This window comes from Roseovarius sp. EC-HK134 (assembly GCF_902498815.1).
In the GTDB taxonomy this organism is placed as follows: domain Bacteria; phylum Pseudomonadota; class Alphaproteobacteria; order Rhodobacterales; family Rhodobacteraceae; genus Roseovarius; species Roseovarius mucosus_A.
In genome coordinates this window covers 1,134,521-1,160,473 of record NZ_LR701544.1, presented here as the reverse complement: position 1 = coordinate 1,160,473, position 25,953 = coordinate 1,134,521, and the positions used below count along the sequence as shown (strand labels likewise).

25 protein-coding genes are annotated in these 25,953 nt (G+C 59.7%); 11 read left to right on the top strand and 14 right to left on the bottom strand.

The features are described from left to right. Positions 1-119: 119 nt before the first annotated feature. Entirely contained in the window at positions 120-1,649 is a 1,530-nt protein-coding gene (locus tag GC127_RS09475; protein ID WP_081507136.1) for an AAA family ATPase, read from the top strand. Beyond that, the gene (locus GC127_RS09470; RefSeq protein WP_151977738.1) at positions 1,646-2,365 is read left to right on the top strand and encodes an SDR family oxidoreductase; all 720 of its coding nucleotides are present in this window, start codon (positions 1,646-1,648) and stop codon (positions 2,363-2,365) included. Before GC127_RS09475 ends, GC127_RS09470 begins: the two co-directional genes overlap by 4 nt. A gap of 10 nt (positions 2,366-2,375) precedes the next feature. On the opposite strand, the gene GC127_RS09465 is transcribed toward GC127_RS09470, so the two are convergent. The 9 genes from GC127_RS09465 to greA all read right to left on the bottom strand — a co-directional run bounded on the left by GC127_RS09465 (position 2,376) and on the right by greA (position 8,700). Continuing rightward, positions 2,376-3,152, bottom strand: coding sequence for a transglutaminase family protein (locus GC127_RS09465; protein WP_151977736.1), 777 nt, complete (start codon positions 3,150-3,152; stop codon positions 2,376-2,378). A 63-nt stretch (positions 3,153-3,215) separates the two neighbouring features. Then, entirely contained in the window at positions 3,216-3,974 is a 759-nt protein-coding gene (locus GC127_RS09460; RefSeq protein ID WP_008281319.1) for a TIGR02186 family protein, read from the bottom strand. After that, a complete protein-coding gene (locus GC127_RS09455) occupies positions 3,974-4,888 on the bottom strand; it encodes a sulfite exporter TauE/SafE family protein (protein ID WP_081508587.1) in 915 nt (304 codons plus the stop codon). Before GC127_RS09455 ends, GC127_RS09460 begins: the two co-directional genes overlap by 1 nt. 107 nt (positions 4,889-4,995) lie before the next feature. Further along, positions 4,996-5,412: a GNAT family N-acetyltransferase gene (locus tag GC127_RS09450; protein ID WP_151977734.1), complete on the bottom strand. Its 417-nt coding sequence runs from the start codon at positions 5,410-5,412 to the stop codon at positions 4,996-4,998. Continuing rightward, complete coding sequence (gene tsaB, locus GC127_RS09445; RefSeq protein WP_151977732.1) at positions 5,402-5,980, bottom strand: tRNA (adenosine(37)-N6)-threonylcarbamoyltransferase complex dimerization subunit type 1 TsaB; 579 nt, start codon at positions 5,978-5,980, stop codon at positions 5,402-5,404. The genes GC127_RS09450 and tsaB overlap by 11 nt, the downstream gene beginning before the upstream one ends. After that, positions 5,970-6,533, bottom strand: a complete 564-nt coding sequence (locus GC127_RS09440) for a NifU family protein (protein WP_008281315.1) — start codon at positions 6,531-6,533, stop codon at positions 5,970-5,972. The genes tsaB and GC127_RS09440 overlap by 11 nt, the downstream gene beginning before the upstream one ends. An 88-nt stretch (positions 6,534-6,621) precedes the next feature. Next, the gene (locus GC127_RS09435; RefSeq protein ID WP_008281314.1) at positions 6,622-7,077 is read right to left on the bottom strand and encodes a universal stress protein; all 456 of its coding nucleotides are present in this window, start codon (positions 7,075-7,077) and stop codon (positions 6,622-6,624) included. 121 nt (positions 7,078-7,198) lie between these two features. After that, entirely contained in the window at positions 7,199-8,215 is a 1,017-nt protein-coding gene (locus tag GC127_RS09430; RefSeq protein WP_151977730.1) for a hypothetical protein, read from the bottom strand. A 14-nt stretch (positions 8,216-8,229) separates the two neighbouring features. Further along, on the bottom strand, positions 8,230-8,700 hold the full coding sequence (gene greA, locus GC127_RS09425) for a transcription elongation factor GreA (RefSeq protein WP_008281312.1): 471 nt from the start codon (positions 8,698-8,700) through the stop codon (positions 8,230-8,232). Positions 8,701-8,977: 277 nt separating this feature from the next. Here greA and GC127_RS09420 point away from each other — a divergent pair, with 277 nt between their 5' ends. The 3 genes from GC127_RS09420 to GC127_RS09410 all read left to right on the top strand — a co-directional run bounded on the left by GC127_RS09420 (position 8,978) and on the right by GC127_RS09410 (position 13,264). Then, positions 8,978-10,627: an electron transfer flavoprotein-ubiquinone oxidoreductase gene (locus tag GC127_RS09420; RefSeq protein WP_151977728.1), complete on the top strand. Its 1,650-nt coding sequence runs from the start codon at positions 8,978-8,980 to the stop codon at positions 10,625-10,627. A 110-nt stretch (positions 10,628-10,737) separates the two neighbouring features. Further along, complete coding sequence (locus GC127_RS09415) at positions 10,738-12,450, top strand: tetratricopeptide repeat protein (RefSeq protein WP_332306710.1); 1,713 nt, start codon at positions 10,738-10,740, stop codon at positions 12,448-12,450. Next, positions 12,440-13,264: a 4-(cytidine 5'-diphospho)-2-C-methyl-D-erythritol kinase gene (locus tag GC127_RS09410; RefSeq protein ID WP_151979687.1), complete on the top strand. Its 825-nt coding sequence runs from the start codon at positions 12,440-12,442 to the stop codon at positions 13,262-13,264. Before GC127_RS09415 ends, GC127_RS09410 begins: the two co-directional genes overlap by 11 nt. On the opposite strand, the gene GC127_RS09405 is transcribed toward GC127_RS09410, so the two are convergent. Continuing rightward, positions 13,257-14,258 carry a polyprenyl synthetase family protein gene (locus tag GC127_RS09405; RefSeq protein WP_008281307.1) on the bottom strand — a complete coding sequence of 334 codons (1,002 nt, stop codon included), beginning with the start codon at positions 14,256-14,258 and terminating at the stop codon, positions 13,257-13,259. The genes GC127_RS09410 and GC127_RS09405 overlap by 8 nt on opposite strands. 56 nt (positions 14,259-14,314) lie before the next feature. Between GC127_RS09405 and GC127_RS09400 the strand changes: the two genes are divergently transcribed. The 3 genes from GC127_RS09400 (at position 14,315) to GC127_RS09390 (ending at position 15,586) form a co-directional block, all read left to right on the top strand. Then, positions 14,315-14,530, top strand: coding sequence for a DUF2007 domain-containing protein (locus tag GC127_RS09400; protein WP_008281306.1), 216 nt, complete (start codon positions 14,315-14,317; stop codon positions 14,528-14,530). Further along, complete coding sequence (locus tag GC127_RS09395; protein ID WP_254700048.1) at positions 14,520-15,293, top strand: tRNA1(Val) (adenine(37)-N6)-methyltransferase; 774 nt, start codon at positions 14,520-14,522, stop codon at positions 15,291-15,293. The genes GC127_RS09400 and GC127_RS09395 overlap by 11 nt, the downstream gene beginning before the upstream one ends. 122 nt (positions 15,294-15,415) lie before the next feature. Then, on the top strand, positions 15,416-15,586 hold the full coding sequence (locus GC127_RS09390; RefSeq protein WP_008281304.1) for a YdcH family protein: 171 nt from the start codon (positions 15,416-15,418) through the stop codon (positions 15,584-15,586). A gap of 78 nt (positions 15,587-15,664) precedes the next feature. On the opposite strand, the gene GC127_RS09385 is transcribed toward GC127_RS09390, so the two are convergent. Further along, a complete protein-coding gene (locus GC127_RS09385) occupies positions 15,665-16,273 on the bottom strand; it encodes an alpha-ketoglutarate-dependent dioxygenase AlkB (RefSeq protein ID WP_008281303.1) in 609 nt (202 codons plus the stop codon). A gap of 210 nt (positions 16,274-16,483) precedes the next feature. Between GC127_RS09385 and dnaK the strand changes: the two genes are divergently transcribed. The 3 genes from dnaK (at position 16,484) to radC (ending at position 20,473) form a co-directional block, all read left to right on the top strand. Further along, the gene (gene dnaK / locus GC127_RS09380; RefSeq protein WP_081507145.1) at positions 16,484-18,391 is read left to right on the top strand and encodes a molecular chaperone DnaK; all 1,908 of its coding nucleotides are present in this window, start codon (positions 16,484-16,486) and stop codon (positions 18,389-18,391) included. 78 nt (positions 18,392-18,469) lie between these two features. Further along, a complete protein-coding gene (gene dnaJ, locus GC127_RS09375) occupies positions 18,470-19,630 on the top strand; it encodes a molecular chaperone DnaJ (protein ID WP_008281301.1) in 1,161 nt (386 codons plus the stop codon). Positions 19,631-19,717: 87 nt separating this feature from the next. Further along, complete coding sequence (gene radC, locus GC127_RS09370) at positions 19,718-20,473, top strand: DNA repair protein RadC (RefSeq protein WP_151977726.1); 756 nt, start codon at positions 19,718-19,720, stop codon at positions 20,471-20,473. 6 nt (positions 20,474-20,479) lie between these two features. Here the strand turns inward: radC and GC127_RS09365 are convergent, their stop codons facing one another. The 3 genes from GC127_RS09365 to secA all read right to left on the bottom strand — a co-directional run bounded on the left by GC127_RS09365 (position 20,480) and on the right by secA (position 25,828). Next, positions 20,480-22,036, bottom strand: coding sequence for a substrate-binding domain-containing protein (locus tag GC127_RS09365; protein ID WP_151977724.1), 1,557 nt, complete (start codon positions 22,034-22,036; stop codon positions 20,480-20,482). A gap of 25 nt (positions 22,037-22,061) precedes the next feature. Then, positions 22,062-23,036 (bottom strand): hypothetical protein, encoded by a 975-nt coding sequence (locus GC127_RS09360; protein WP_151977721.1) that lies wholly within the window; start codon positions 23,034-23,036, stop codon positions 22,062-22,064. Positions 23,037-23,131: 95 nt separating this feature from the next. Continuing rightward, positions 23,132-25,828, bottom strand: coding sequence for a preprotein translocase subunit SecA (gene secA, locus GC127_RS09355; protein ID WP_008281295.1), 2,697 nt, complete (start codon positions 25,826-25,828; stop codon positions 23,132-23,134). Between the last annotated feature and the right edge of the window lie 125 nt (positions 25,829-25,953).

Sequence of the window (25,953 nt, the reverse complement as noted above, 5' to 3'; positions counted from 1 at the left end):
GCCGCCCCCGGTCTTTTTGCCAGACAGTACCCGGCTGCGCTGCAATAGGGAAGTGCGCCCCGACTGGTCAAGCGCCTTTGGCTCTGGCACCTGCCCCACACCAAGGATAGGGTCGCGCCATGACGCAAACAGCACTGACATATTCGCCCGATCAGGCCGAGGCGCATGACCGTATCGCGGCGGCGCTGCGCAGTGTCGGTGTTGATCTTGACACAGGGCTATTGACCCCACCCCGCGACGGCAAGACTGCGGTCATGGCCGTCACCGGCAAGGCGGGATCCGGCAAGACATTGCTTTTGGCGGCGCTCTACCGCGCGCTGGAAGAGGCAGGCGTCGAGATCGTTTCAGGCGATTACGAGAGCCGCAAACGCCGGGACAAGCGCACGCTGGCCATCCTTGCGCCCACCAACAAGGCCGCGAGCGTGCTTCGGATGCGCGGGGTGCCTGCCACCACCATTCACCGCATCCTCTATACCCCCGTCTATCACCCGGAATATGAGAAGATCGCCGAATGGCTGGCCGGTCAGGGCGAGCGCCCCGAGATCGAGGGCTTGACCGATCTGGCGCTGGACCGTGCCTTTGCGTTTTACCAGAGCAACAAATCCATCCCCGGCGCGCTTGCCGCTGCTGGCCTGCGAGGCTCGGATTTCATCACCGGCTGGAAGCGTCGGGAAGAACCACTGGATATCGGCTTTGTCGATGAGGCGAGCATGCTGGATGGTCAGCAATTCGAGGATCTGCAAGAGATTTTCCCAACCCTTCTGCTCTTTGGCGATCCCGCACAATTGCCGCCTGTGAAATCGACCGGCGGTATGGTGTTTGAAACGCTGCCCGCGCCGGCGCGTCTAGAACTCAGCCGCATTCACCGGCAGGACGCGGACAACCCGATCCTTGACCTGGCCCACGCCCTTGCCGATCCTGCACTGGACTTTCACCAGTTCGAGCGCATGATTGAAGATGCAGCGCAGCGGGACGAACGGGTAAGATGGGCAGAGCGGGTCGAGGTTGATTTGATGGCGCGCTCGCCGGTGCTGGTCTGGCGCAATGCCACGCGCATCCGCCTGATCAATGCCTTTCGCGCGGTGCATGGCGCGCCCGAAACCGAGCTTCTGGCAGGTGAGCCTTTGATTTGCGACGGGATCGAACTACCGCTCAAGCATCGCAAAAAGCGGCTCGATCTCGAGGCGCGCGGGCTGATCAAGGGCGCGCAGGTGGTTTACCTTGGACCAGGACGCAGGCCCGGCTTTTCGCGCCTGCATGTGATCGGAGCGGAAGATCCGCAGATTTCTGCCGCGTCCATCGTCAAGATCGAAAAACCGGATGAAGAAGAGCCGTTCATCCCCTTTGCCGCCAATATGGGGGCAACGTTCCTGCATGGGGCTGCCGTGACGATCCACAAGGCGCAAGGCAGCCAATGGCAAGACGTGCAGGTGTTCGCCCCTGACATTTACGCCGCTGCACAGATGGGCCGCTCAGAGGCGGGGCAACCGCTCTGGAAACGGCTGGCCTATGTGGCAATTACCCGCGCCGAAGAACGGTTGCACTGGATCGTGCGCAACCGGCTATCCAAACCCTCGGCACCACTCACAGTTGATGATCTGCGCGGCGGGCCTGCGCCCCTGCAACTCGAACAGGAGGAAGAGACATGAAAACCGTTCTGATCACCGGCGCAAGCGCCGGTATCGGGGCCGCCTGCGCGCGCGCCTTTCTTGGGGCTGGCTGGCATGTCGGGCTGATGGCGCGGCGGCCAGAGGCGCTGGACGCTGTGGCAAAGGGGCATGATAACGCCGTGATCCTGCCCGGTGATGTCACAAACCCCGGCGATGTGGTGCGGGTGTTCGAGGATTTCATCGCCCGCGCCGGGCGGCTTGATGTGCTCTTCAACAACGCCGGCAGCTTTGGCCGCGCCGCGATGATCGACGAGCTGAGCTATGAGGAGTGGCGGCAAGTCGTGGATGTGAACCTGCATGGCATGTTTCTTTGTGCGCGCGCGGCCTTTGCCCAAATGCGCAATCAGTCCCCGATGGGGGGGCGGATCATCAACAATGGCTCGATTTCGGCGCATGCGCCGCGCCCCGGTTCGGTGGCCTATACCACCACCAAACATGCAATCACCGGCTTGACCAAGACGCTCAGCCTTGATGGACGCCCCTATGATATCGCGTGCAGTCAGATCGACATCGGCAATGCCAGAACCGAATTGCTGGAGGGGATCATCGCCGCCAATCCCGACGCGCCGCCACCCACGATGGACGTCGAGCACGTGGGCGCATCGGTGCTGCATATGGCGGATTTGCCGCTAGAGGCGAATGTGCAGTTCATGACGCTGATGGCAACGAAAATGCCCTTTATCGGGCGGGGCTAAAGACCCAAGATCACACCCGCCGAACATCGACCGCTTGCCAGAGGGGGCGCGCCCAGTCTTCGGTTTCCATGAAGGCCACATCGCTTGCGTCCCGACCAGAGCCGATCACCACCATGTCGGCGGCGCTGCTCATACCGGTGGCATCGACAAGGTGCCACGCCCCCTCTAGCCAAACCTCGGCCACAGCGTGAAAATCGGGCGGGTCCACATCAGCACCATAAACCGAGGTATAGCGCGCCGGGATATTGCCTGCGCGCGCCAGGCTGCATACGAGATGGGCGTAGTCGCGGCACACGCCCTTGCGGGCTATGAAACTGTCTATTGCCGAGGTTGTGGCACTGGATGAGCCGGACACATAGCTGATCTCGGAACGGGCCCAGTCTACAATCGCCGCAATCCGCGCTCCTCCTTCGAGACCGCGAAACTGTTGGGTCGCGAATTCGGTCAAAAGGTCGGATTGGCAGAACCGTGACGGGCGCAAGTAGCTCACAACCTCGCCGGGCAGGTCGCGCATCGCCGTGCCCACGAGCCTTTCCAAATCCGCACATGTGCGTGTCACCTCAACAAGTGCACGATACCGCAATCTCATCCGATCACTCGTCACATGCGCCCAGACCCGGCGCCCCGGCATCCCCTCAACCTCGATCCAACGCAGGTCGGCACCCTCAACGTCAAGCGTGCTCTCGATCACGGTTTGCCCATCGGTCTCGGCCGCTTCAAGCGTCAGGAGCACTGTGTCATGCCCCGTCAGCTGGTAATCCATGGTCACGTCGATGTTCAGGCGCATAAGCTCTCTATCTTGATCTCAGGGTTTTGGGCCGGTGCCTAAACGAAGCCGCCCGCAGCGATATCAGCCACGCCGCATCGCTTGAAACGCTGCGGACGCGCCCCAGCCCGCAGCGATGGCAATCGCCAGCGACATCAGGCCATAGACCAGCGGTTGCTGGCGGGACAGGGTGTAGAGCCAGCGTTCCAGCCCCACTTTCTGCACGTCAATCACGGTTTCGAGTTGCGATACCACACGCCCCTCTCGGGTCAGGAATATCCGGGTCAGATATTCCCCTTCGGTCAGATTGGCCGGGAGTTGGATCGCGCCACGAAAGAGCGTTTCCTGATCCAGCACTACTGCCCCTTCGCGCATGGCATAGGCCCCTTGATCCCGGCGAATACGGATCAGGGCATCTGTAAAGCGCTCTGCATCCTCGGCCATGCTGGCCGCGCCCACAGAACGGATTGCACGTGGGATCGAGACGCGATGCCGCAAATCCTCGGTATCGGACATGACCTTGTCGAGCGGGCCAGTCGTGGCGACGGCATAAAAGCTGGGGGCGGAATCAAGCACGACCATTTCCGTATTCACCCAGATGCCAAAGCGGCGATCCTTGCGGCGTACCGTCACCGGCTCTGACGGACCAGCAACCGCGATGACCACATCCAGCGGAATATCAGGAATCGGGGACTCGCGCTTGACCGCACCAAAGATCAAAATTTCCGAGCCTTCAAAGGTCGCCGTGATCGCCACCTTGTCTTTGCTCAGCCCCAATACAACCTCTTCGGCGCGCAGCGGCAGGGCGGCAAGGCCCAGCAAAAGCAACAGACGCCAGAACATCACGCCCCCCCACCCGTACCAAGCGAGTAGAGTTCCGATGGCGTGGCCAAGAGATCGAACGCCAGCTTGCCACAGACCGCCAACACCATGATCGCAAGAAGGATGCGCAATTGCTCGGCCTTCATCCTTGTGCCGATAGACGTTCCGAACTGTGCGCCGATCACGCCCCCCACCAGCAAGAATACGGCAAGGGCGATATCAACCGTGTAATTTGTCATTGCATGCAAGAGCGTGGTAAACGCAGTGACGAAGATGATCTGAAAAAGTGAAGTGCCCACCACAACCTTGGTCGGCATGCCCAAAAGATAGATCATCGCGGGGACCATGATAAAGCCGCCGCCGACCCCCATGATCGCTGCGAGAACACCCACACTGATCCCCACCAGAAGTGGCGGGATCACCGAAATATAAAGGCCACTGGTCCGAAACCGCATCTTGAACGGCAAGCCATGAACCCAGCCGTGCTTCTTGCGCTTGGGGGGCACGCCGCGCCGGGTGTTGCGGATGGCGCGCAGGCTTTCGATGAACATCATGCCGCCAATGACACCCAGAAAAACCACATAGCAGAGCGTGACCAAAAGATCGACCTGCCCCAACGACTTGAGATAGTTGAACACCATCACCCCAAGAGCGGCCCCAATGAGGCCGCCAATCAGCAGCACCGTGCCCATTTCGAGATCGACGGTCTTGCGCCTGAAATGCGCGAGAACTGCGGAAAAGGAGGCAGCCATGATCTGATTGGCGCCGGTCGCTACAGCGACCGCAGGCGGAATGCCGATAAAGAACAAAAGCGGCGTCAGAATAAAGCCGCCCCCAACCCCGAACATGCCCGAAAGAATGCCCACGATCCCACCCAACCCCAAGAGGAGAAAGATGTTGACCGACACCTCGGCTATGGGGAGGTAAATCTGCATGGCAATTCCTAGCCCCATGTTCCGCCATTTTGCAAGGGCGCGGGCGTGCAGAGCCGTCCAGGTCTGATGAATTTCTTGTAACTGGACCTATCGCGAGGCTATTCGGATCAGTCCAGCGTTTTATGCAGGATCAGCGCGTCCACTTTGGGCCCTTGGCTGCGGGCATAATATCCGGTGCGGCGCGCGCTTTCCCGGTAGCCAGCCGCATCATAAAGCGCGAGGGCCGGCGGATTGTCCTCGGCGACTTCGAGAAAGGCCATGGTCGCGCCGCGCGCGCGCGCTACCACCTCAAAGGCGCTGAGGCAGGCCCGCGCAAGACCGTTGCGGCGATGATCAGGATCGGTGGCAAGCGTCAGCACTTCGGCTTCATCGGCGATGACCCGACCCAGCACAAAGGCCCGCGCATCGCCGGATATGAAAACGAATGCGCTGTCCAGAAGCGTGGCGAATTCCTCAGCAGACCAAGCCCTGCCCGCCCCGGCAAAAGCGCGCGCGTGGCAGGTCGCGAGAGCCTCAGGCGTCATCGAGGATCACCGGTGGCCGATCCCGCGCGGGGGCGGCATCGGCGGGGCGCACATAAAGCGGGGCAGGCGGCGGGCTGTTGTTGGGTGCCAGAGCTGCCAGCCGCGCAATCAGTTCGGCCAGTCGCACCGGATCAGGCGGCAAGACAGGATCTGCGACAGAGGCAAGCGCAACCAATTCGGGCGCGGCGTTGCGGGTCTGGACATAGGCCATGTCGCGGGGTGCGGGCACGCAGGGCGTCCCTGCGCCAGCCTGCGCGCGGATCGCGTCAAGCGTGCTGATCCCGACTGTCGGAATTCCAAGGCTGAGGGCCAGCCCCCTCGCGGCCGCTACAGAAATTCGAATACCGGTAAAATTGCCGGGCCCGATGCCGACACCGATTCGGTTAAGGTCGCTCCATGTGACCCCGGCCTGATCCAGCACCTCTTGCAGCAAGGGCATAAGACGCTCTGCCTGTCCGCGCCCCATCTCTTCGGCACGTGCAGACAAAACGCGGCCTCCCCGCAACAAAGCGGCCGCGCAATGCGCGGCCGATGTGTCAAAAGCCAGTATCAGTGGTTCAGAGACCAACAGGGCGCACCTCTGTCACCTCGGGGATGTAGTGGCGCAGCAGGTTCTCAATGCCCATTTTGAGCGTGATGGTCGAAGACGGGCAGCCCGCGCAAGCACCCTGCATATGCAAATAGACCACGCCACGGTCAAAGCCGTGGAAGGTAATATCGCCGCCATCCTGCGCCACGGCGGGACGTACGCGGGTATCAAGCAATTCCTTGATCTGGTTCACGATCGCCGAATCCTCTCCAGTATGCTCGGCATGGCCGGAGGCCACAGCGCTTTCGCCCAACATGACTGGCTGACCGGATTGGTAATGCTCCATGATCGCCCCCAAGATCGCGGGCTTGATATGATCCCACTCAATCGCCTCGCCCTTGGTGACGGTCACGAAATCATTACCAAAAAACACGCCAGACACCCCGGGCACACGGAAAATACGCTCGGCCAACGGGGAACTTCCGGACTTTTCGGCGCTTGGAAAATCAGCGGTGCCAGCTTCAAGCACGGTTTGACCGGGCAGGAATTTCAGTGTCGCGGGATTGGGGGTGGATTCGGTCTGGATGAACATGGCGCGCCCTTTCGTGGTTACCAAAGATATGCGCCCGACGCCCTCTGGTGTCAAGGATTGGAACGATTCTAAACTGGAACTGCCCTGCTCAGGTAATGGCCTCGAGCCGTTCTTTGGTCAGATCGCCGGGCACAATGGTGATGGGAATGGGCAGGGTGCCAGCGGTCTTGGTCAGTTGCGTGACCAGTGGGCCAGGTCCCTTCTTGCCAGTGGCAGCCCCCAGAACCAGCACGCCGATGGCGGGATCATCCTGCACCTGCGCGATGATCTCGACTGCGGGATCGCCTTCGCGGATTACCAGCTCTGGATTAATCCCCTGCTTGTCACGCATCCATTTGGCAAAAACTTCGAAATGCGCCTCGATCCGCTCACGCTGTTCCTCACGCATGAGATCACCCACGCCGATCCAATGGTTGAATTCTTCGGGCGGGATCACAGCGAGGATTTCCACCCCAGCCCCGGTATGGGCGGCGCGCATGGCAGCAAAGCGCATGGCATTGAGACATTCGCGGCTATCATCCAGCACGACAAGAAACTTGCGCATCGGTTCTATCTCCTCAGGCGCGCATCATGCCGTGGATTTTTCGCGGGGGCAATCGCAGAGTCGGGGGGCGCTGCCCCCCGGCCCCCGAGGTATTTAAGGCCAGATGAAACCGAGGCGCGGATCAGTCGAAGGTGCCCGCGACACGCCCCAAGAGCATGAAGGCGCGGGCCGTGCGGGTTTCGGAGAGTTCCGAAATTTCGGCATCACTGGCGGTTTCGGCAAACTGTGTGAACATCTTGTCAAAGCGGCGCAGAAAATGGTGTGCAGCATCCCGAAAGATCGTGTCCTGCTTCATCCGGGCCGCTGTCAACGCCAAAGACGACCGGTCCCTGATACCGCCCAAGGCGGCGATGGTGCGGCCACGCTCGCCCCCGGCAAAGCGGCGCCAAACCTCGGGGCGGGCCATATCGGGGCGCAGGTCGTCCATATAGATGCCATCATGGGACATCAGCGTCAGGATATCCTGCGAGGCGCGGATCAATTGGGCGGTGGGCCGGTCCTTGAGTGCGCGGCGCAGCGCGGCAAATCCGATCTTGTCCTCGGGGTTGTCGGGGAAATTCAGGGCGCGGATGAAATCAGACCGCTCGAGTGGGGCCTGAATATCCTCAGCAGAGGTTCCAAGCGGCAACGACACCTGATCGCCGGGATCATTTGGCGAGGGTGCCGGGGCAAGCACCGGGCGGGGTTCTGGCAGACCCACACGGATCGAGGAAAACGTCGCCAATGCCGTTTCGGTCTTGCGCTGAGCGGCCGCGATTTCGTCGAGTTTCTGGCTGACGGTCTTGTCGACGGTCTGACCAAGCGTTTGGCTCTGAGCGACATAGGCGGCGCGGATGGCGTCGATGGCCGCGCGCAAGCGGCGACTTTCCTCGCGCATTACCCGGCTGGTGCGGGCGGCCGTGGCACCGACCCAAATCATCGCCACTGGCATGAAGACGGCAATCAGAACGATGACAAATTGCAGCGCACTGCCACCAGTTTCCAACTGCGGAGTGAGCACCAGAAAGAACACAGCCGAGCCCAAGAGCCATAGCGCCGAAAGCGCCACCGCGATCCATTCGATCGCGGTGACAGCTTCGGTTTCAGATTTCGTGTCAAACCCCTTGGAAGGGCCATTTTCGGTGCGGGCTGGGCGCATGATGGGGTGCCTGATCAGATATAGGCGACTTTTATCACCTCATAGCCGCGATCACCACCGGGCGTGCGCACTTCGACGCTATCGCCCTCTTCTTTGCCGATGAGCGCCCGGGCAATCGGCGATTTTATGTTCAGAAGCCCTTTTTCGATGCTGGCCTCGTGTTCGCCCACGATTTGATAGGTGCGTTCCTCGCCCGAATCTTCATCCACGAGCGTAACAGTCGCCCCAAATTTGATCGGGCCCGACAGCTTGGCCGGGTCGATCACCTCAGCCAGGCTGAGGATGCCTTCGAGTTCCTTGATCCGCCCTTCGATAAAGGACTGTTTCTCTTTGGCGGAGTGATACTCGGCATTCTCGCTGAGATCACCATGTTCGCGCGCCTCGGCAATGGCACGGATGATCGCCGGCCGTTCGACCGATTTCAGCTGCTTCAACTCGACCTCAAGCGCGGCATGGCCGCCAGCCGTCATCGGGATCTTTTCCATTTCAACCGTCCATTGTCAGAAGCGGGGCCGCTGGATAGCTGGCCCCGTGATAACATGCCCAAGATTTCAGCGCAGCTTGCCCGAAGCGCGCGCCCGATTGCAAGAGCGGATCGCAGACCCCATGAGATTAGGCCGCTGGCACGTGACGAAATGCCGTTTTCCATCTGGTTTTACGTCGTGTTTCAATTGACGCTTGACGCATGCGCAGGCTAGTCACACTCGCAACTTTGTTGCGCGTCAGGCCTTAGTTGCCGCGCCCGAGAAAAGGATGAGCACGATGACCGAGATAACACGCGAAACGATGGAGTATGACGTTGTAATCGTGGGCGCAGGCCCAGCCGGTCTGTCGGCTGCGATCCGCCTGAAGCAGCTTGATCCTGATTGCGCCGTTGTGGTTCTGGAAAAAGGATCCGAGGTTGGCGCGCATATCCTGTCAGGTGCGGTGCTTGATCCTTGCGGTCTCAACGCGCTGATCCCGGATTGGAAAGAGCGGGGCGCGCCCCTTCACACCCCCGTGACTGAGGATAATTTTTATATGCTGGGCGAGGCCGGACGCATTCGCGTGCCGAATTTCCCGATGCCTCCGCTGATGAACAATCACGGAAATTACATCGTCAGCATGGGCAATGTCTGTCGCTGGATGGCCGAGCAGGCCGAAGAGCTGGGCGTTGAGATTTTCCCCGGCATGTCCTGTTCAGAGCTGGTCTATGGTGGGTCTGGCGAGATCAAGGGTGTTGTCGCTGGCGAGTTTGGCAAGAATGAGGATGGCACGCCCGGCCCGAATTATGAGCCGGGGATGGAGCTGCACGGCAAATACGTATTTCTCTCAGAGGGTGTGCGTGGATCGCTCGCCAAAGAAGTGATCGCAAAATATGACCTGTCCAAGGGCAAGGAGCCGCAAAAATTCGGCCTTGGGATGAAAGAGATTTGGGAAGTCGATCCCGCCAAGCACCGCCCCGGCACTGTCACGCATACTATGGGATGGCCTCTGGGCAGCAATGCAGGCGGCGGATCGTTCATCTATCATCTTGAGAACAATCAGGTTTATGTGGGCTTTGTGGTGCATCTCAACTACAAGAACCCCTATCTTTTTCCTTATATGGAATTCCAGCGATTCAAGCATCATCCGATGGTGGCGGAGCTGCTGAAGGGTGGAAAGCGTGTGGCTTACGGCGCACGTGCGATTTCCGAGGGCGGGTATCAGTCGATGCCGAAAATGGTGGCACCCGGCGTGGCGCTGTTGGGCTGTTCGGTGGGCATGGTCAACGTGCCGCGCATCAAGGGCAATCACAACGCCATGCTGTCTGGCAAGGCCGCCGCAGAGGCAGCGCATGTAGCGCTCTCTGCGGGCCGCGCGAGTGATGAGTTGACCGATTACGAGACCGAAGTGCGCAGCGGTGCAATCGGCAAGGATTTGAAAAAGGTTCGTAATGTCAAACCGCTCTGGTCGAAATACGGCCTCTTGGCGTCGCTTGGTCTCGGTGGGTTCGACATGTGGACCAATACCGCGGGCTTCAGCCTGTTGGGCACGCTAAGTCATGGCAAGACCGATGCCGCCGCCACCGAACCCGCGTCGAAACACAAGCCCATCGACTATCCGAAGCCTGATGGAAAGCTGAGTTTTGACCGACTGACCAATGTCAGTTTCTCGATGACCAACCACGAGGAAAGCCAGCCTGCGCATCTGCACTTGAAGGATTCATCGGTGCCGATTGGCGTGAACCTGCCGAAATATGACGAGCCCGCGCAGCGCTATTGCCCGGCAGGCGTGTATGAGGTGGTGCGCGAAGAGGGCAAAGACCCGCGGTTCGTGATCAACTTTCAGAACTGCGTGCATTGCAAGACCTGCGACATCAAAGACCCAAGCCAAAACATCAATTGGGTCACGCCGCAGGGTGGGGATGGGCCGAACTATCCCAATATGTAAGGTTTGCGTGATCTTTGGGGTGTGGCGCGGCAATTATGCCGCGCCGCATTGCCTTGGGGGGGCGGGCATATTACCTTTGCGACAACCCAGACCATAAAAGGCAGGACAGCGTGACTCATCGACCCCTTGCAGCGCTTGCATTCACCGCCCTTTTGCAGGTCATGCCCCTGCCCGCGATGTCAGAGGTGTCTTCTGGCGCCTATCTCGCGGCACAGCAGGCGCGAGCCAGTGGGGATTTCGCGGCTGCCGCACAGTATTATGCGCAGGCGCTGACCCGCGACCCGTCAAATCCGGCCCTCTTGGAAAATGCGACAGTCGCCTATTTGGCCTTGGGCAAACTGGAGCCTGCAGTCGCCGTCGCGCGCAAGATCGAGGCGGACGGGCTACGCAGTCAGGTCAGTCAGATGGCGCTGGTCGCCGACGAAACGCGGCAAGGGCAGTGGGATGCTCTTTTGAAGCGGATCGAAGAGGGGCGCGGGGTTGGCGATCTGGCGGATGGCATGATTTCAGCCTGGGCCGATCTGGGCAAAGGCGACATGACTTCGGCGTTGGCGCGGTTTGATGATGTGGCCAAGGAACGTGGGTTGCGTAGCTTTGCCATCTATCACAAAGCGCTGGCTCTGGCCTCGGTCGGGGACTTTGAAGGCGCAGACAAGGTCTTCAGCGGCGAAGATGATGGACCAATCCAGCGGACAAGGCGCGGCGTCATCGGCTGGTCGCAGGTGCTGAGCCAACTCGGAGAGCACGAGCGCGCCGTCACGATCATCGACGATACATTTGGCACAGATCTTGATCCCGAGATCGAAACGCTGCGCGCACGGCTCGCGGACGGCGAGAGCCTCCCCTTTGATCTCGTCAACAGCGCATCGGACGGAATTTCCGAAGTCTTCTTTTCGCTTGGCCGCGCCCTGATGCAAGAGGCCAATGATGAGTATGTCTTGATCTATGCTCGCGTGGCCGAGATGATCAAACCTGCCCATGTCGATGCCGTGCTGATGGCGGCAGACCTGCTAGAGGATCTGGAGCGTTTCGATCTAGCAATCGAGGCGTTTAAGAAAGTACCGCGCGATCACCCCTCTTACCATCTGGCGGAACTGGGGCGCAGCGATGTGCTGCGTCGCGCTGGCAAGCCTGACGCGGCGATCGAAGTTCTGGAGCAATTGGCAAAAGACTATCCCAACCTTGCCGAAGTTCATGTTGCAGTGGGCGATCTCCATCGCTCACAAGAGGATTTTTCCGCCGCAGTGCCAGCCTATGACCGGGCGCTCGAGCTGTATCAGTCGCGGGGGAACGATCAATGGTTCGTGCGTTATGCCCGCGCCATCAGCCACGAACGCTTGGACAACTGGCCCGAGGCTGAGGCCGATTTTCGTCGTGCGTTGGAGTTGAACCCGGATCATCCACAGGTGTTGAACTATCTCGGGTATACGATGGTGGAAAAGCACATCAATCTCGATGAGGCACTGAATATGATCGAGCGCGCCGTCGCCGCGCAGCCCGATAGCGGTTATATTGTGGATAGTCTCGGATGGGTTCTCTATCGTCTTGGCCGGTATGAAGAGGCCATCGTGCAGATGGAGCGTGCCGCCGAATTGATGCCGACTGACCCGGTGGTGAATGACCATCTGGGAGACGTTCTCTGGGCTGTAGGCCGCAAGGTCGAAGCGCGGTTTCAATGGAAACGCGCATTGTCCCTGAACGAGAGCGAGCCGTCGCCCGATCTGGAACCTGAGCGCGTGCGCCGCAAGCTCGAAGTCGGTCTGGATCAAGTGCTGAAGGACGAAGGCGCGGAGCCGCTAAAACTTGTCAAAGATGGTAACTGACGGGTTCGCGCCCGCCAAGATCAACCTCTCGCTACATGTCACCGGCCAACGGGCAGATGGGTATCATTTACTCGATTCGCTGGTGGTCTTTGCCGATGTGGGAGACCGACTGCGCGTGCGGCCTGCGCCCGAGGCGCGGCTAACAGTGACCGGCCCCATGGCCGTGGGTGTGCCGGGCGGCCCAGACAACCTCGTGCTGCGCGCTGCGGCATTGATGGGGATCACCGCCGAGATAAGCTTGGACAAGCATCTGCCCGCAGCAGCTGGCATTGGCGGCGGGTCAAGCGATGCGGCCGCCTGCCTTAGGGCGCTGTCAGAATTGCGCGGTCAGCCTGTGCCAAACGATGTCCTGGCTCTTGGCGCCGATTTGCCGGTTTGCCTGCTGGCGCGCGCCGCGCGGATGCGCGGAATTGGCGAGGATGTGGTGCCCGTGGCAGGCTTGCCCACGCTTGATGCCGTGCTGGTCAATCCCGGCGTGCCGGTCTCGACGCCTGCGATTTTCCGCAGGCTGACACAACGTGAAAATCCAGCGATGCCTGCGCAAATGCCCGAATGGCCTGATGCCGCCGCTCTGATCGACTGGCTGCGCGCACAACGCAACGACCTGCAAGATGCGGCTATTACCTTAGAGCCGGTGGTGGCCGATGTGCTGCACGCGATTTCCGCGACGCAGCACTGTGCCCTAACGCGGATGTCGGGATCAGGAGCCACCTGTTTCGGGCTCTATCCCGATACCGTGACTGCTACGCGTGCTGCCCAAGCGCTGAGTGCTGCACACCCCGGCTGGTGGGTGCAGGCCACGCGCCTTAGCTGATCCGCGCCACCACATATCCCGCAAGACGATCGAGCATCCCACGCACCGGATGATCCGGCAGCACGGCAATCGCCGCCCGCGCGCGGGCGGCCCAATCCAATGCTTCGGCGCGGGTCTGTTCCAAGGCACCATGTGCCTGCATCAGCGCCAAGGCATGCTCCAGATCGCCATCGCGCTGATCGCCTTTTTCGATGGTGCGTTTCCAAAACGCACGCTCTTCGGCATTGGCCGCTGAAACCGCCTTGATCACCGGCAGGGTCAATTTCCGCTCGCGAAAATCATCGCCGACATTCTTGCCGGTGGATTTGGCGTCGCCCTGATAGTCGAGCAGGTCATCGACGATCTGGAACGCGATACCAAGCGCATCGCCATACTCGAACAGCGCCTTGATCTGCGTCTCGGGCGCACCTGCAATCACGCCGCCCACCTCGGTTGCGGCGGAAAAGAGCGCTGCCGTTTTACCACGCACCACTTGGAGGTAGATATCCTCGGTTGTGGCCAGATCCTGCGCCGCGCTCAGTTGCAATACCTCGCCTTCGGCAATCGTCGCCGAGGCGTTGGACAGGATATCGAGCACGCGGAGCGATCCCGGCTCGACCATCAATTGAAAGGCGCGTGCAAAAAGGTAATCGCCCACGAGAACACTTGATTTGTTGTCCCAAAGCAAGTTGGCGGTGGGGCGGCCCCGCCGCTGCGCGCTCTCGTCCACGACGTCATCATGCAAGAGGGTGGCAGTATGGATAAACTCAACCGTCGCAGCCAGATGCACATCAAACGGTCCGTCGTAACCACAGAGGTCTGCTGTCGCAAGCACAAGCATGGGGCGCAGACGCTTGCCGCCCGCCTCAACCAGATGCGCGGTGACTTGGGGGATGCGCGGCGCATGACGCGAGGCCATCCGCTCGCGGATCAAAAGATTGACCGCCTCCATCTTGGCTGCAAGATGCGCAGCAAGTTGTTCATGCGGTTTTGTGGCGATTTCGTCCAATCCCATACTTCCCCCGTCAACATGGCTCGACATAGAGCGCGCCCTGCCCTTATCTATGGCCTATGAAACAACTTTTGCGAACCAATGACATCGCGTCCATCGCCTTTGCTCAGGCTCTTCTTCAGGGCGAGGGTATAGACTGCTTTGAAATGGACGTAAACATGAGCATCCTTGAGGGCTCGATCGGCATTTTCCCGCGCCGTCTGATGGTCGCCAATGAAGATTACGAAGACGCACGGATCACGTTGATTGACAATGGTTTCTCGCTTGAGGACTGAGCCATTTGCCGAGGAAGACCTGAGCCACGATGCGTTTTTGGGGGGGCGTCTGCGCATGGCGCAACCCAAGACGGGCTATCGCGCCGGGGTCGATCCGGTGCTTTTGGCGGCAAGCGTTCCGGCGCGGGCGGGTCAGAGCCTGCTTGATCTGGGGTGCGGGTCGGGAATTGCTGCGCTTTGCGTTGCGTCACGGGTGCCGGGCGTCACTCTGGTTGGACTAGAGATTCAGGCCGCCTATGCGGCGTTGGCCCGCCAGAATAGCGCCTCCAATGGGATCGCACTTGAGGTTTTCGAGGGCGATATTGCCGACCTGCCCGCCAGCTTGCGGAGGCGTCAGTTCGATCACGTGATCGCCAACCCACCCTATTTCGAGCGTGACCGAAGCACTCCAGCCAGCGACACCGGGCGCGAAAAGGCGATGGGCGAGGCGTTGGCCTTGGCGGATTGGGTGCATGCCGCCGCTCGGCGTACGGGCGTTGGCGGCACCGTGACCTTCATTCAAAGGGTAGAACGATTACCGGACCTTCTGGCGGCAATGGCGACACATCTGGGCAGTATCGAGATTTTGCCGCTGATCCCACGCCGGGGCCGTGCGGCACGGCTGATTCTGCTGCGAGGGCGCAAAGGGGGGCGCGCCGCACTGCGATTGCACGATGGTTGGCTGCTTCACGCGGGTGAAAATCATGGGCAGGATGGGGCAGATTACACCACTGCAACCTCGGATGTGCTCAGGAACGCAGCAGCGCTGCCTTTTCCGGATTGATTTTTCTAAAATGCCGCAGGCAAAGCGCCGCGCAGTTTGCAGGTGCAGCGTGACAGTATTGTAAAAATGTGGTGCACTTCCCATGTCGAATAGACACATCCACACCACAGAGGAGACTGCCCATGAGCTTGAGTTCGCATATTGAAGAACTGAAGAAGAAACATCACGCGCTCTCGGAACAAGTGGAACGGGCGCAGCGCGCGCCGGGCAGCAGCACGCTGGAAATCGCGGAGCTGAAAAAGCAGAAACTCAAGATCAAAGAAGAAATCGAGCGCCTTTCTGTCAACGCGTGACAGCGCCGGTTCTTTTATTACGGGTCTTGTCCGCCAGTGCGCGGACAAGGCCTTTTTTATGCGCTACGGCGTGGCGCCTCACATCACCACCCGGCAGGTCAGATTGATCCGCCCACCCCCGCGCAATAGGCCTGAGGTGCCGGGTCTGATCCGGTCGATCCCATGATAGACCAGCCGTGCCGCGCCGCCCATGACCACCACGTCGCCAGACGCAAGCCAGAGCGAGTCGGTCTTGCCTCCGCGTGTCACATTGCCGATGCGAAAGAGCGCATCATCCCCCAAAGAAATCGACAGCACCGGCCAAGTAAAATCAGCCTCATCCCGATCTTGATGCAGGCCCATGCGCGCCTGCCCCGTGTAGTGGTTGATCAAGCAGCAATCCGGCAGCCGTGTTTCGCTGACCAAGGCGCGCCAGATTGCCAGAACAGTTTCGGGAATCGGGGGCCAACCCATTCCATCAGGATGATGGCCCGCGTAGCGATAGCCATTTCGGTCACTGATCCAACCACAGCGCCCCGCCGAAGTCATGCGCACACTCATCGCGCGGCCCGAGGGTGTCACCGGTTGAAAAAGCGGTGCCTGAGCCACCACATCGCGCAGGGACGCGATCAACGCCTCTTGTTCCAGAGGGTCGAGCCACCCTTTGTAGATTGCGACATCCCGCAGGATGAGCGTTGGCTCTGGCATCCTGTGCCTCCTTTTGCGCCGGACAGCGCCAATTCGGACCAAATTCGAGGAATTGCCCAGCAGCCACCGCTTGCAGGGGCACAATCCCCTGCCTATATACGCCCGGAACCACTGGTCATGCCACGGGCTGACCTGTCATTCACCGGGGGCCGGATGCCGTAACGGGTCAGGCCTCTGTCACATCGCCTAAGTTAGAAGGGATCGAACAACATGGCCAAAGTTATTGGTATTGACCTCGGCACCACCAACAGCTGCGTCGCGATCATGGACGGCTCTCAGGCCCGCGTGATCGAAAACTCCGAAGGCGCGCGCACCACCCCCTCCATCGTCGCATTTACCGAGACCGAGCGTCTCGTCGGCCAGCCCGCCAAGCGGCAGGCCGTGACCAATCCAGAAAACACCATCTTTGGTGTGAAACGTCTGATTGGCCGTCGCGCGGACGATTCGTATCTCGCCAAAGACAAAAAGAACATGCCGTTCACCGTTATTGATGGTGGCAATGGCGATGCCTGGGTTCAGGCACGTGGCGAGAAATACAGCCCCTCACAGATTTCTGCCTTCATCCTCGGCAAGATGAAGGAAACCGCCGAAAGCTATCTTGGCGAAGAGGTGACGCAGGCCGTCATCACCGTGCCCGCCTATTTCAACGACGCTCAGCGTCAGGCCACCAAGGACGCAGGCAAGATTGCCGGTCTTGAGGTGCTGCGTATCATTAACGAGCCGACGGCAGCGGCACTCGCCTATGGTCTGGACAAGAAAGATACGCATACCATCGCGGTTTATGACCTTGGCGGCGGCACCTTCGATGTCACCATTCTCGAGATTGACGATGGCCTCTTCGAAGTGAAATCGACCAATGGCGATACGTTCCTTGGCGGTGAAGACTTTGACATGCGCATCGTCAACTACCTTGCCGATGAGTTCAAAAAAGAGCATGGCGTTGATCTGACCAAGGACAAGATGGCGCTTCAGCGCCTCAAGGAAGCGGCAGAAAAGGCCAAGATCGAGCTGTCGAGCTCGTCCCAGACCGAGATCAACCAGCCATTCATTTCGATGGGTTCGAATGGCCAGCCGCTGCACATGGTCGTAAAACTGACCCGTGCCAAGCTCGAAAGCCTTGTGGGCGATCTCATCACCGCGTCGCTCAAGCCCTGTAAAGCCGCGCTCAAGGATGCGGGCCTTACCGCCGCCGACATCGACGAAGTGGTTCTTGTGGGCGGTATGACCCGCATGCCCCGCGTGGTTGAGGAAGTGACCAAGTTCTTTGGCAAAGAGCCGCACAAGGGCGTGAACCCCGATGAGGTTGTCGCCATGGGCGCTGCCATTCAGGCGGGCGTGCTTCAGGGCGACGTCAAGGATGTCGTGCTGCTCGACGTAACGCCGCTGTCGCTCGGGATTGAGACCTTGGGTGGCGTGTTCACCCGCCTCATTGACCGCAACACAACCATTCCGACGAACAAAAGCCAGATCTTCTCGACTGCCGAAGACAACCAGTCTGCCGTGACGATCCGCGTCTTCCAAGGCGAGCGTGAGATGGCAGCGGACAACAAGATGCTGGGCCAGTTCAATCTGGAACACATCCCACCCGCACCGCGTGGCATGCCGCAGATCGAGGTGACATTCGACATTGACGCCAACGGTATCGTGTCTGTTTCGGCCAAAGACAAAGGCACCAACAAGGAACAGAAGATCACGATCCAAGCGTCGGGCGGTCTCTCGGACGAAGACATCGAGAAGATGATCAAGGACGCAGAAGAGAATGCCGAGGCCGACAAGGCCCGTCGCGAACTGGTCGAAGCCCGCAATCAGGCCGAAAGCCTTATCAATTCGACCGAAAAGTCGATTGAGGAACATGGCGACAAGGTTGATCCAACCACAGTTGAGGCGATCGAACTGGCCATTGCCGCGCTCAAGGACGAGCTTGAGACCGACAATGTTGGCAAGATCAAATCTGGCATCCAAAACGTGGCCGAAGCCTCGATGAAGCTGGGCGAGGCGATCTACAAGTCCAGCCAGAGCGACCCGGACGACGAACCGCGTGCAGCCGATCGCGGCGGCGATGAGGATGATATCCTTGACGCCGATTTCGAGGATCTCGACGACAACAAGCGCGCCTGAGGCCCGTCTTGACCCTTCGGGGCCGGTTCGGCATCGCGCCGGATCGGTCCCATCAGGGTCACACCAAGGAGATCCCCGATGGCCAAACGTGACTATTACGAAGTGCTCGGGCTGTCCAAGGGCGCCTCGGCCGATGATATAAAAAAGGCCTATCGAAAGAAGGCCAAGGAACTGCACCCCGACCGCAACGCCGACAACCCCGACTCTGAACGCCAGTTCAAAGAGGCGGGAGAGGCGTATGACGTGCTCAAGGACCCGGAAAAGAAAGCGGCTTATGATCGCTTTGGTCATGCGGCCTTTGAAGGTGGCATGGGCGGCGGCGGCGCGCGTCCGGGTGGATTTGGTGGTGGTGCCGGCCAAGGCGACTTTGCCTCTGCCTTCTCTGATGTGTTCGATGACCTTTTCGGCGATTTCATGGGCGGTGCGCGTGGCGGCACCGGGCGGCAGCGTGCCGCACGTGGCGCCGACCTGCGCTATAACCTGCGCATAACGCTGGAAGAGGCCTATGCTGGCCTGCAAAAGACGATCAAAGTGCCCTCTGCCGTGCCCTGCGATGCCTGCGAGGGTTCTGGGGCCGAAGGCGGTGCGCAGCCCAGCACCTGCCCCACCTGTTCAGGCATGGGCAAGGTGCGCGCGCAGCAGGGTTTCTTTACCGTTGAGCGGACTTGTCCCACCTGCGGAGGCCTGGGGCAGATCATCAAGAACCCCTGCAAAAGCTGTCAGGGTCAAGGCCGCGTGCAGAAAGATCGCGCGCTCTCGGTCAACATCCCAGCCGGGGTGGAAACCGGCACCCGCATTCGGCTTGCTGGTGAGGGCGAGGCTGGCATGCGTGGCGGTCCGGCAGGCGACCTTTACATCTTCATCGAGGTGGCCAAGCATGAGCTGTTTGAGCGCGAGGAAACCAACCTCTTTTGCCGCGTGCCAGTGTCGATGACCAAGGCCGCACTGGGTGGCGATATCGAGGTGCCCACCATCGACGGCGGGCGCAGCCGGGTCAAGATACCACCCGGTTCGCAATCAGGCCGCCAGATGCGCCTGCGTGGCAAGGGGATGCCCGCGCTGCGCGGTGGGGCGCATGGCGACATGTTCATCGAAATGGCGGTTGAAACTCCGGTGAACCTTACCTCGCGGCAAACCGAGTTGTTGCGTGAGTTCGAAGCGCTGAGCGAGGACAATAGCCCCGAGAGCAAGAGCTTTTTCTCATCGGTCCGAAGTTTCTGGGACTCGATGAAGAGCTAAACCAAACCCGGCCAGACACGGCCGGGTTTTTTCATGCGCCGCGCAGTCGTTAACCTCTTGCTAAGGCTCTTGCGGCAATGTGGGCGCATGAGCAAACCCCGCGCCTTTTCCGATATGCCCCTTCCCCTCTTTGCCAATGACGTAGCAGAGAGGCAACGGAGTGCGTCACAGCCTTCCTATATTCGCGATCACCGCACCCGGCTGCGCAGTCGCTTTCTTGAAGGAGGGGCCGCAGCGATACCAGATTACGAGCTTTTGGAACTCGTGCTTTTTCGCGCCATTCCCCGGCGCGATGTGAAACCGTTGGCGCATGCGCTTTTGGCACAATTCGGGGATTTCAACGGGGTCATCTCTGCCCCGCTGGACCGGCTTATCGCGCTGCCCGGCGTGGGTGAAGCGGTGGCAACAGAGCTTAAGATCGTGGAAGCCGCAGCGCATCGTCTGGCCCGCGCCCGTGTGCTCCGGCGTCAGGTCATTTCCTCTTGGGATGCCCTGCTCGATTATTGCCACACCACAATGGCCCATGCCGAGATCGAACAGTTCCGCGTGTTTTATCTGGACCGCAAGAATATCCTCATCGCCGATGAGGAACAGGCGCGTGGCACCATTGATCATGTCCCTGTCTATCCGCGCGAGGTGGTCAAGCGTGCGCTACATCTCAATGCAAGCGCGCTTATCCTGGTGCATAACCACCCCTCGGGTGATCCTACGCCCTCCGCCGCTGATATCAGCATGACGCGACAGGTTCAGACCGCCGCAGAGGCGCTCGGCCTGACGCTGCACGACCATATCGTGATCGGTAAATCCTCTGAGGTCAGCTTTCGGTCGTCAGGCTTTCTCTGACGGCTGTCAGCGCACCCAGACTTCGACGCGACGGTTCACTTGCCGCCCCCAGGCTGTGTCATCGCAGGCCATCGGCATCGCCTCGCCAAAGGCATCCAACTCTAGGCCGATTCGCTCTAGATTTGCAGTCTCGGCGGCACGCATCACGGCACGCTGTACCGTCTCGGCACGGCGCAGGGCAATGTCGCGATTGGTGCCTGCCGGACCATCGCCATCGGAAAAGCCGACAAAGACCAATCGCCGTGCATCGTAATGGCCCAGTTCCATCGCTCGCGCCAACTGCTCGGCGTTAGAGCGGGATTGCGCATCAAGCCGCACCGATCCAGCCTCGAACCGAAAGGTTGTGGTCAGACGTTTGAGCGGCCCCAGAACCCTCACCATCCGTTGCAGTTCTTCCAATCCTACCTCTGTGCCTGCCTGCGCGATGGCATTGGCAAATCGGTCGCCTTGGGCGTTAATCTCGATTTCCTCTGGGGTTTGATCCACAAACCCGGCGCGTCGAATGACCAACTGCGCCGACGGATCCCTCAGATAGGTCATGAACTCGCGCCCCAGTTTCGGAAGCCGCCGTGCGGGCAAATAAATAAAGAGGGGGGCGGTCAGCGGATAATCCTCGGTCTTGACGGCGCGACGGGTGGCGCTGAGGGCAAAACCACAGTCCCCGCTCAGCGCCAGCTCCCAAGTGTTACCCTGTTCAGAACGTGTCGTGAGACCAATGGCAAATGGATCGCTGGCTACCGTCTCGGCAAAGGTCGCGCCGTCGGGGTGACGTTGCACGCGTTCCAGCACGTCCCGCCCCTCTGGTCGCAGCACCTGATCGACGCTGGCCTGACCAATGCCGGTCGCCGCATCCCAGAGGTGCACATCAATCGGCGCATCTGGCCCCCCCAAAGCGGCCCAATTGGTAACGTCACCCGACAGCACCTGCGCCAATTCGCGCAGGCTGATATCCTGAACCGGATTGCTTGGTGCGACCACGGGAATGAGTGCATCAAGTGCCAGCACGCGCACCTGTCCCGGGGCCATCAGATTGCCCAATCCCGCCTCGCGCGCGCGCGTGATCTCGTCCTGCCGCGCCTCGCGCAGGGTCATGGCAATATCGGCCTCATTAGCCAAAAGATCGGCAAAACCTTCGTCGGTATTGGTCAGGCGAAACACAAATTCGCCAACTAAAGTGCCGTCGCCCTGATTCAGCGCAAACCGCAGCTCTTGCGGGCTCAGATCTTCGCGGGTCACGTCGTAATTACCGCGAATGGCGAATGCCTCGATCAGAGCGGGCATCAACACCCGACCAATCGTGGGCGCCCCGGAAAACACCAGACGTGCCACGTAATGTTCCAGGTCAGGACAACCCGGCCCCTCACAGGCCACGCCAGAGCCATCTACCGTCAGCTCGCCATAAATCGTGTCGACGCGGTAAAACTCGCCATCAAAGCCCAAAAGATTGCCAGAAATCTCCACAGCGCCGTCGTGCGAGCGTAGCGTGACATCCTGCGCTCGGGCAAAGCCAGGTAAAATCAGAAACGAAAGTGCGGCGAAGAACGCCGCACGCACAATTGTCATAGCTTGCCCCCTGCAACACCGCGCTTTAGTTCGACGCGATCTTCAGGTCATTGAACAGGTTTTTCAACACAAGAAAGTCACCAATCCCCTCGCAGTCGGGCATTGCCAGCACAATATCTTGCACCACGAGTCCCTCTGCGCTCGTCGCGATAGACTGCGCTTCGAAATCCCGGCTGCAATTGGCGTCTGTTACCTCAGCCTCGACCTGAAAATGCACAACGCCATCTTGCAGCATGGCACCAGTGGGAAAGGTATAGACCTCGGCCCTCAGCCCCTGATCGAGATTCGGCTCACCAAGAGATGTCAGGAACCCACCCTCGCCCTTGAGCGCGCGTGTCATATCTTCACTGGCATTGGCCCAGACATGCCCAGAGCCACCGAATTCAGCACCATATTCGAACGCATGCAGATGCAGCACCTCGCCTCCGCGCCATTGCACGACAAAGCGGTCATAAAGCGCCAGCGTGTCCATTGTTGCAGTAGAAATGGCACCTTCGCCATCTTCGAACGCAGCAATAAACACCGCCGCTTCGGCCAATGCGGGGATGGTCAACGTGCTCTCACCCTGATCATCGGTGACGGCTGTGAACATCATGCCGTTGTGGTGCAACGTGAAATTTGTGTTGGGCTGACAGGGCGCACTGAGTGTCACCTCGACCATCGCGGCGGCCTGCGCGCGGGCCTCCATTATGTAATCACAGGCAAAACTGGGCGCGATCTCCTCTTCGGGCAGGGTGTCAGTCAAAGGCACATCCTCAGCCACGGCCAGCGTCACAGGTGTTGCAGGCAAGGCAACAGGCTCTGGCGCTGTCATCGGCGGCACCGCCCCTGCAGAGGTCAGCTCGATCTGGGTAATCTCAACCGGCGCTTCTAGGGCCGGGCCGGGGATTGCAGTGGCATTCTGCGCCGGGCTCTGAGCCCCGGCCTGCATGAAATACCCAATCCCCAAAGCACAGGCGAGCGTGCCGCCTGCAGTGATGTAACGTCTGGCCTTGGACATAAGACTCTCCCTGACACATCAATTGTCAGGGAAAGGCCTAATGCGTAAAAGTGGCCCCGGTATGGCGCGGAATGGGTGTCAATCGGGCGCTGGTGTCAGGCCAGACGCCCGTGGCAATGCTTGAATTTCTTGCCGGACCCACAAGGGCATGGATCGTTGCGCCCCGGATTGCCCCAAGTTGCAGGATCGTTTTCATCAAAACCGGGGGCTGCATTCTCATTCACTTCAGCTGGTTCGCTGGTGTCAGCAGCCGCCATCATCGCTGCGCGCTGCGCCGCCATTTCCTGCATCAGCTGCTGCTGCTCGGCCTCATTCATGGGGCGAATCTGAGCCAGTTTCTGCGTTACATCCATGCGCAGGCTGTCGAGCATGTTTTCGAACAATTGGAACGCTTCATTTTTATATTCGTTGAGCGGGTCGCGCTGTGCATAGCCACGGAACCCAACGACGCTGCGCAGATGCTCGAGCGTCAGCAAATGTTCGCGCCATTTTCCGTCGATGGTCTGCAACAGAATCTGCTTTTCAATCATCCGCATGGTATCGGGGCCGAATTGTGCTGCCTTGGCCGCCATCATCTCATCGGCGGCCTTGTCCAGCCGGGCGACAATATCCTCGTCGTCCACGCCGTCTTCTGCGGCCCAGTCGATAACCGGAAGGTCCATGTTGAGCTTTTCGATCACCGCCGCATAGAGACCTTGGGTGTCCCATTGATCGGCATAGGTCTTGGGCGGCATGTATTGATCGACCAGATCGTCGATCACCTCGCCGCGCATGTCCTTGATGATCTCACTCAGATCTTCGGCGCGCATGATGTCGAGACGCTGCTTGAAGATCACCTTGCGCTGCTCGTTCATCACATCGTCGAATTTCAGCAATTGCTTGCGGATGTCAAAGTTGCGGCCTTCGACCTTGGCTTGCGCGCGTTCCAGCGATTTGTTGACCCAAGGGTGAATGATCGCCTCGCCCTCTTTCATGCCTAGCGTTGCCAGCACCTTTTCCAGCCGTTCAGAACCGAAGATGCGCATAAGATCGTCTTCGAGACTGAGGAAGAAGGCGGATTTACCCGGATCGCCTTGACGGCCCGAGCGACCGCGCAGCTGATTGTCGATCCGACGACTCTCGTGTCGTTCGGTCGCCAGCACAAAGAGGCCACCTGCGGCCTTCACCGCCTCTTCATCGGCGGCATGTTCGGCCTCGATCCGTTTGCGAATTTCTTCGGGATCTGCTTCTGGATCGGCGGCGATAGCCTCCATGACCTTGAAGTCTACATTGCCGCCCAATTTGATGTCGGTGCCGCGTCCGGCCATGTTGGTGGCGATGGTCACCGCGCCCAACCTGCCCGCATCGGCAACGATCTGCGCCTCTTTTTCATGCTGGCGCGCGTTGAGCACGTTATGAGCAATGCCCGCTTCGGTCAGCAGCTTGCTCAGCATTTCGGATTTTTCGATAGAGGTGGTACCCACCAGCGTCGGCTGACCCTTTTCGCTCGCGGTGCGAATGGCCGAGGCAATCGCCTCGTATTTCTCGCGGGCGGTGCGATAGACGGCATCATCCTTGTCGATGCGCGCGATGGGCCTGTTGGTTGGCACCTCGACCACGCCAAGACCGTAGATTTCGCCAAATTCCTCGGCTTCTGTCAGGGCGGTGCCGGTCATACCCGACAGCCGGTCATAGAGGCGAAAGTAGTTCTGAAACGTCACAGAGGCCAGCGTCACATTCTCTGGCTGGATCGTGCAGCCCTCTTTGGCCTCAATCGCCTGATGCAAACCGTCCGACAGGCGCCGGCCCGCCATCATCCGGCCGGTAAATTCGTCAATCAACACCACATCGCCACCGCGCACGATATAGTCCTTGTCCTTGGTAAAGAGTTTGTGCGCGCGCAGACCCTGATTGACGTGATGCACGATGGTCGTGCTCTCGGGATCATAGAGAGATTGCCCCTCGGGCAGCACACCACGTGTCACAAGCAGGTTTTCGAGAAACTCGTTACCCTCTTCCGTGAATGTGACATTTCGGGTCTTTTCGTCCAGTTTATAGTGTTCGTCTTGCAACTCAGGGATCAGCGTATTGATCGACTGATAAAGACTGCTGCGGTCCTGACTTGGCCCAGAGATGATCAGGGGCGTGCGCGCCTCGTCGATCAGGATGCTGTCCACCTCGTCGACCACCGCGAAGTTATGGCCGCGCTGGTTCATATCCTCAAGCGACGATTTCATGTTGTCGCGCAGGTAATCGAACCCAAGCTCGTTATTCGTGGCGTAGGTCACATCAGCGGCATAGGCCGTCTTTTTCTCGGACTCGGGCTGTTGGGGATAGACCACACCCGTCGTCATTCCGAGCGCACCAAACACTTTGCCCATCCATTCGGCATCACGCTTGGCCAAGTAATCATTGACGGTGACGATGTGCACGCCTTTGCCCGAGAGAGCGTTGAGATAAGCGGGGAATGTCGCAACGAGGGTTTTGCCTTCGCCTGTCTTCATCTCGGCGATATTGCCCTGATGCAGAAATATCCCCCCCATCAATTGTACGTCAAACGCCCGAAGACCCAAGGCCCTGCGAGCCCCTTCGCGACAATTGGCAAAAGCCTCGGGCAAGAGGGCCTCTAGGCTTTCGCCCCCGGCGATCCGAGCCCGGAATTCGTTGGTCTTGTCGATGAGCGCCTGATCGCTCAGGCCTTGATACTCGGATTCAAGCGCATTGATCTTTGCGATCAACGGGCGCGTCGCCTTGATCTTGCGGTCATTCGGGGTGCCGAAGATCTTTTTGGCGACCGTTCCAATACCCAACATGTTTTATCCGTTCCGGTGTTTTGCCTATCCTTGGCAGGCAACCGCTTGCCCCTCTTGCCGCGTCCCCCTAAAACGGGGCGCAAGACGGCGGTTCTGCCTTGGTCTCAGGGCGATGTAAGGGCCAG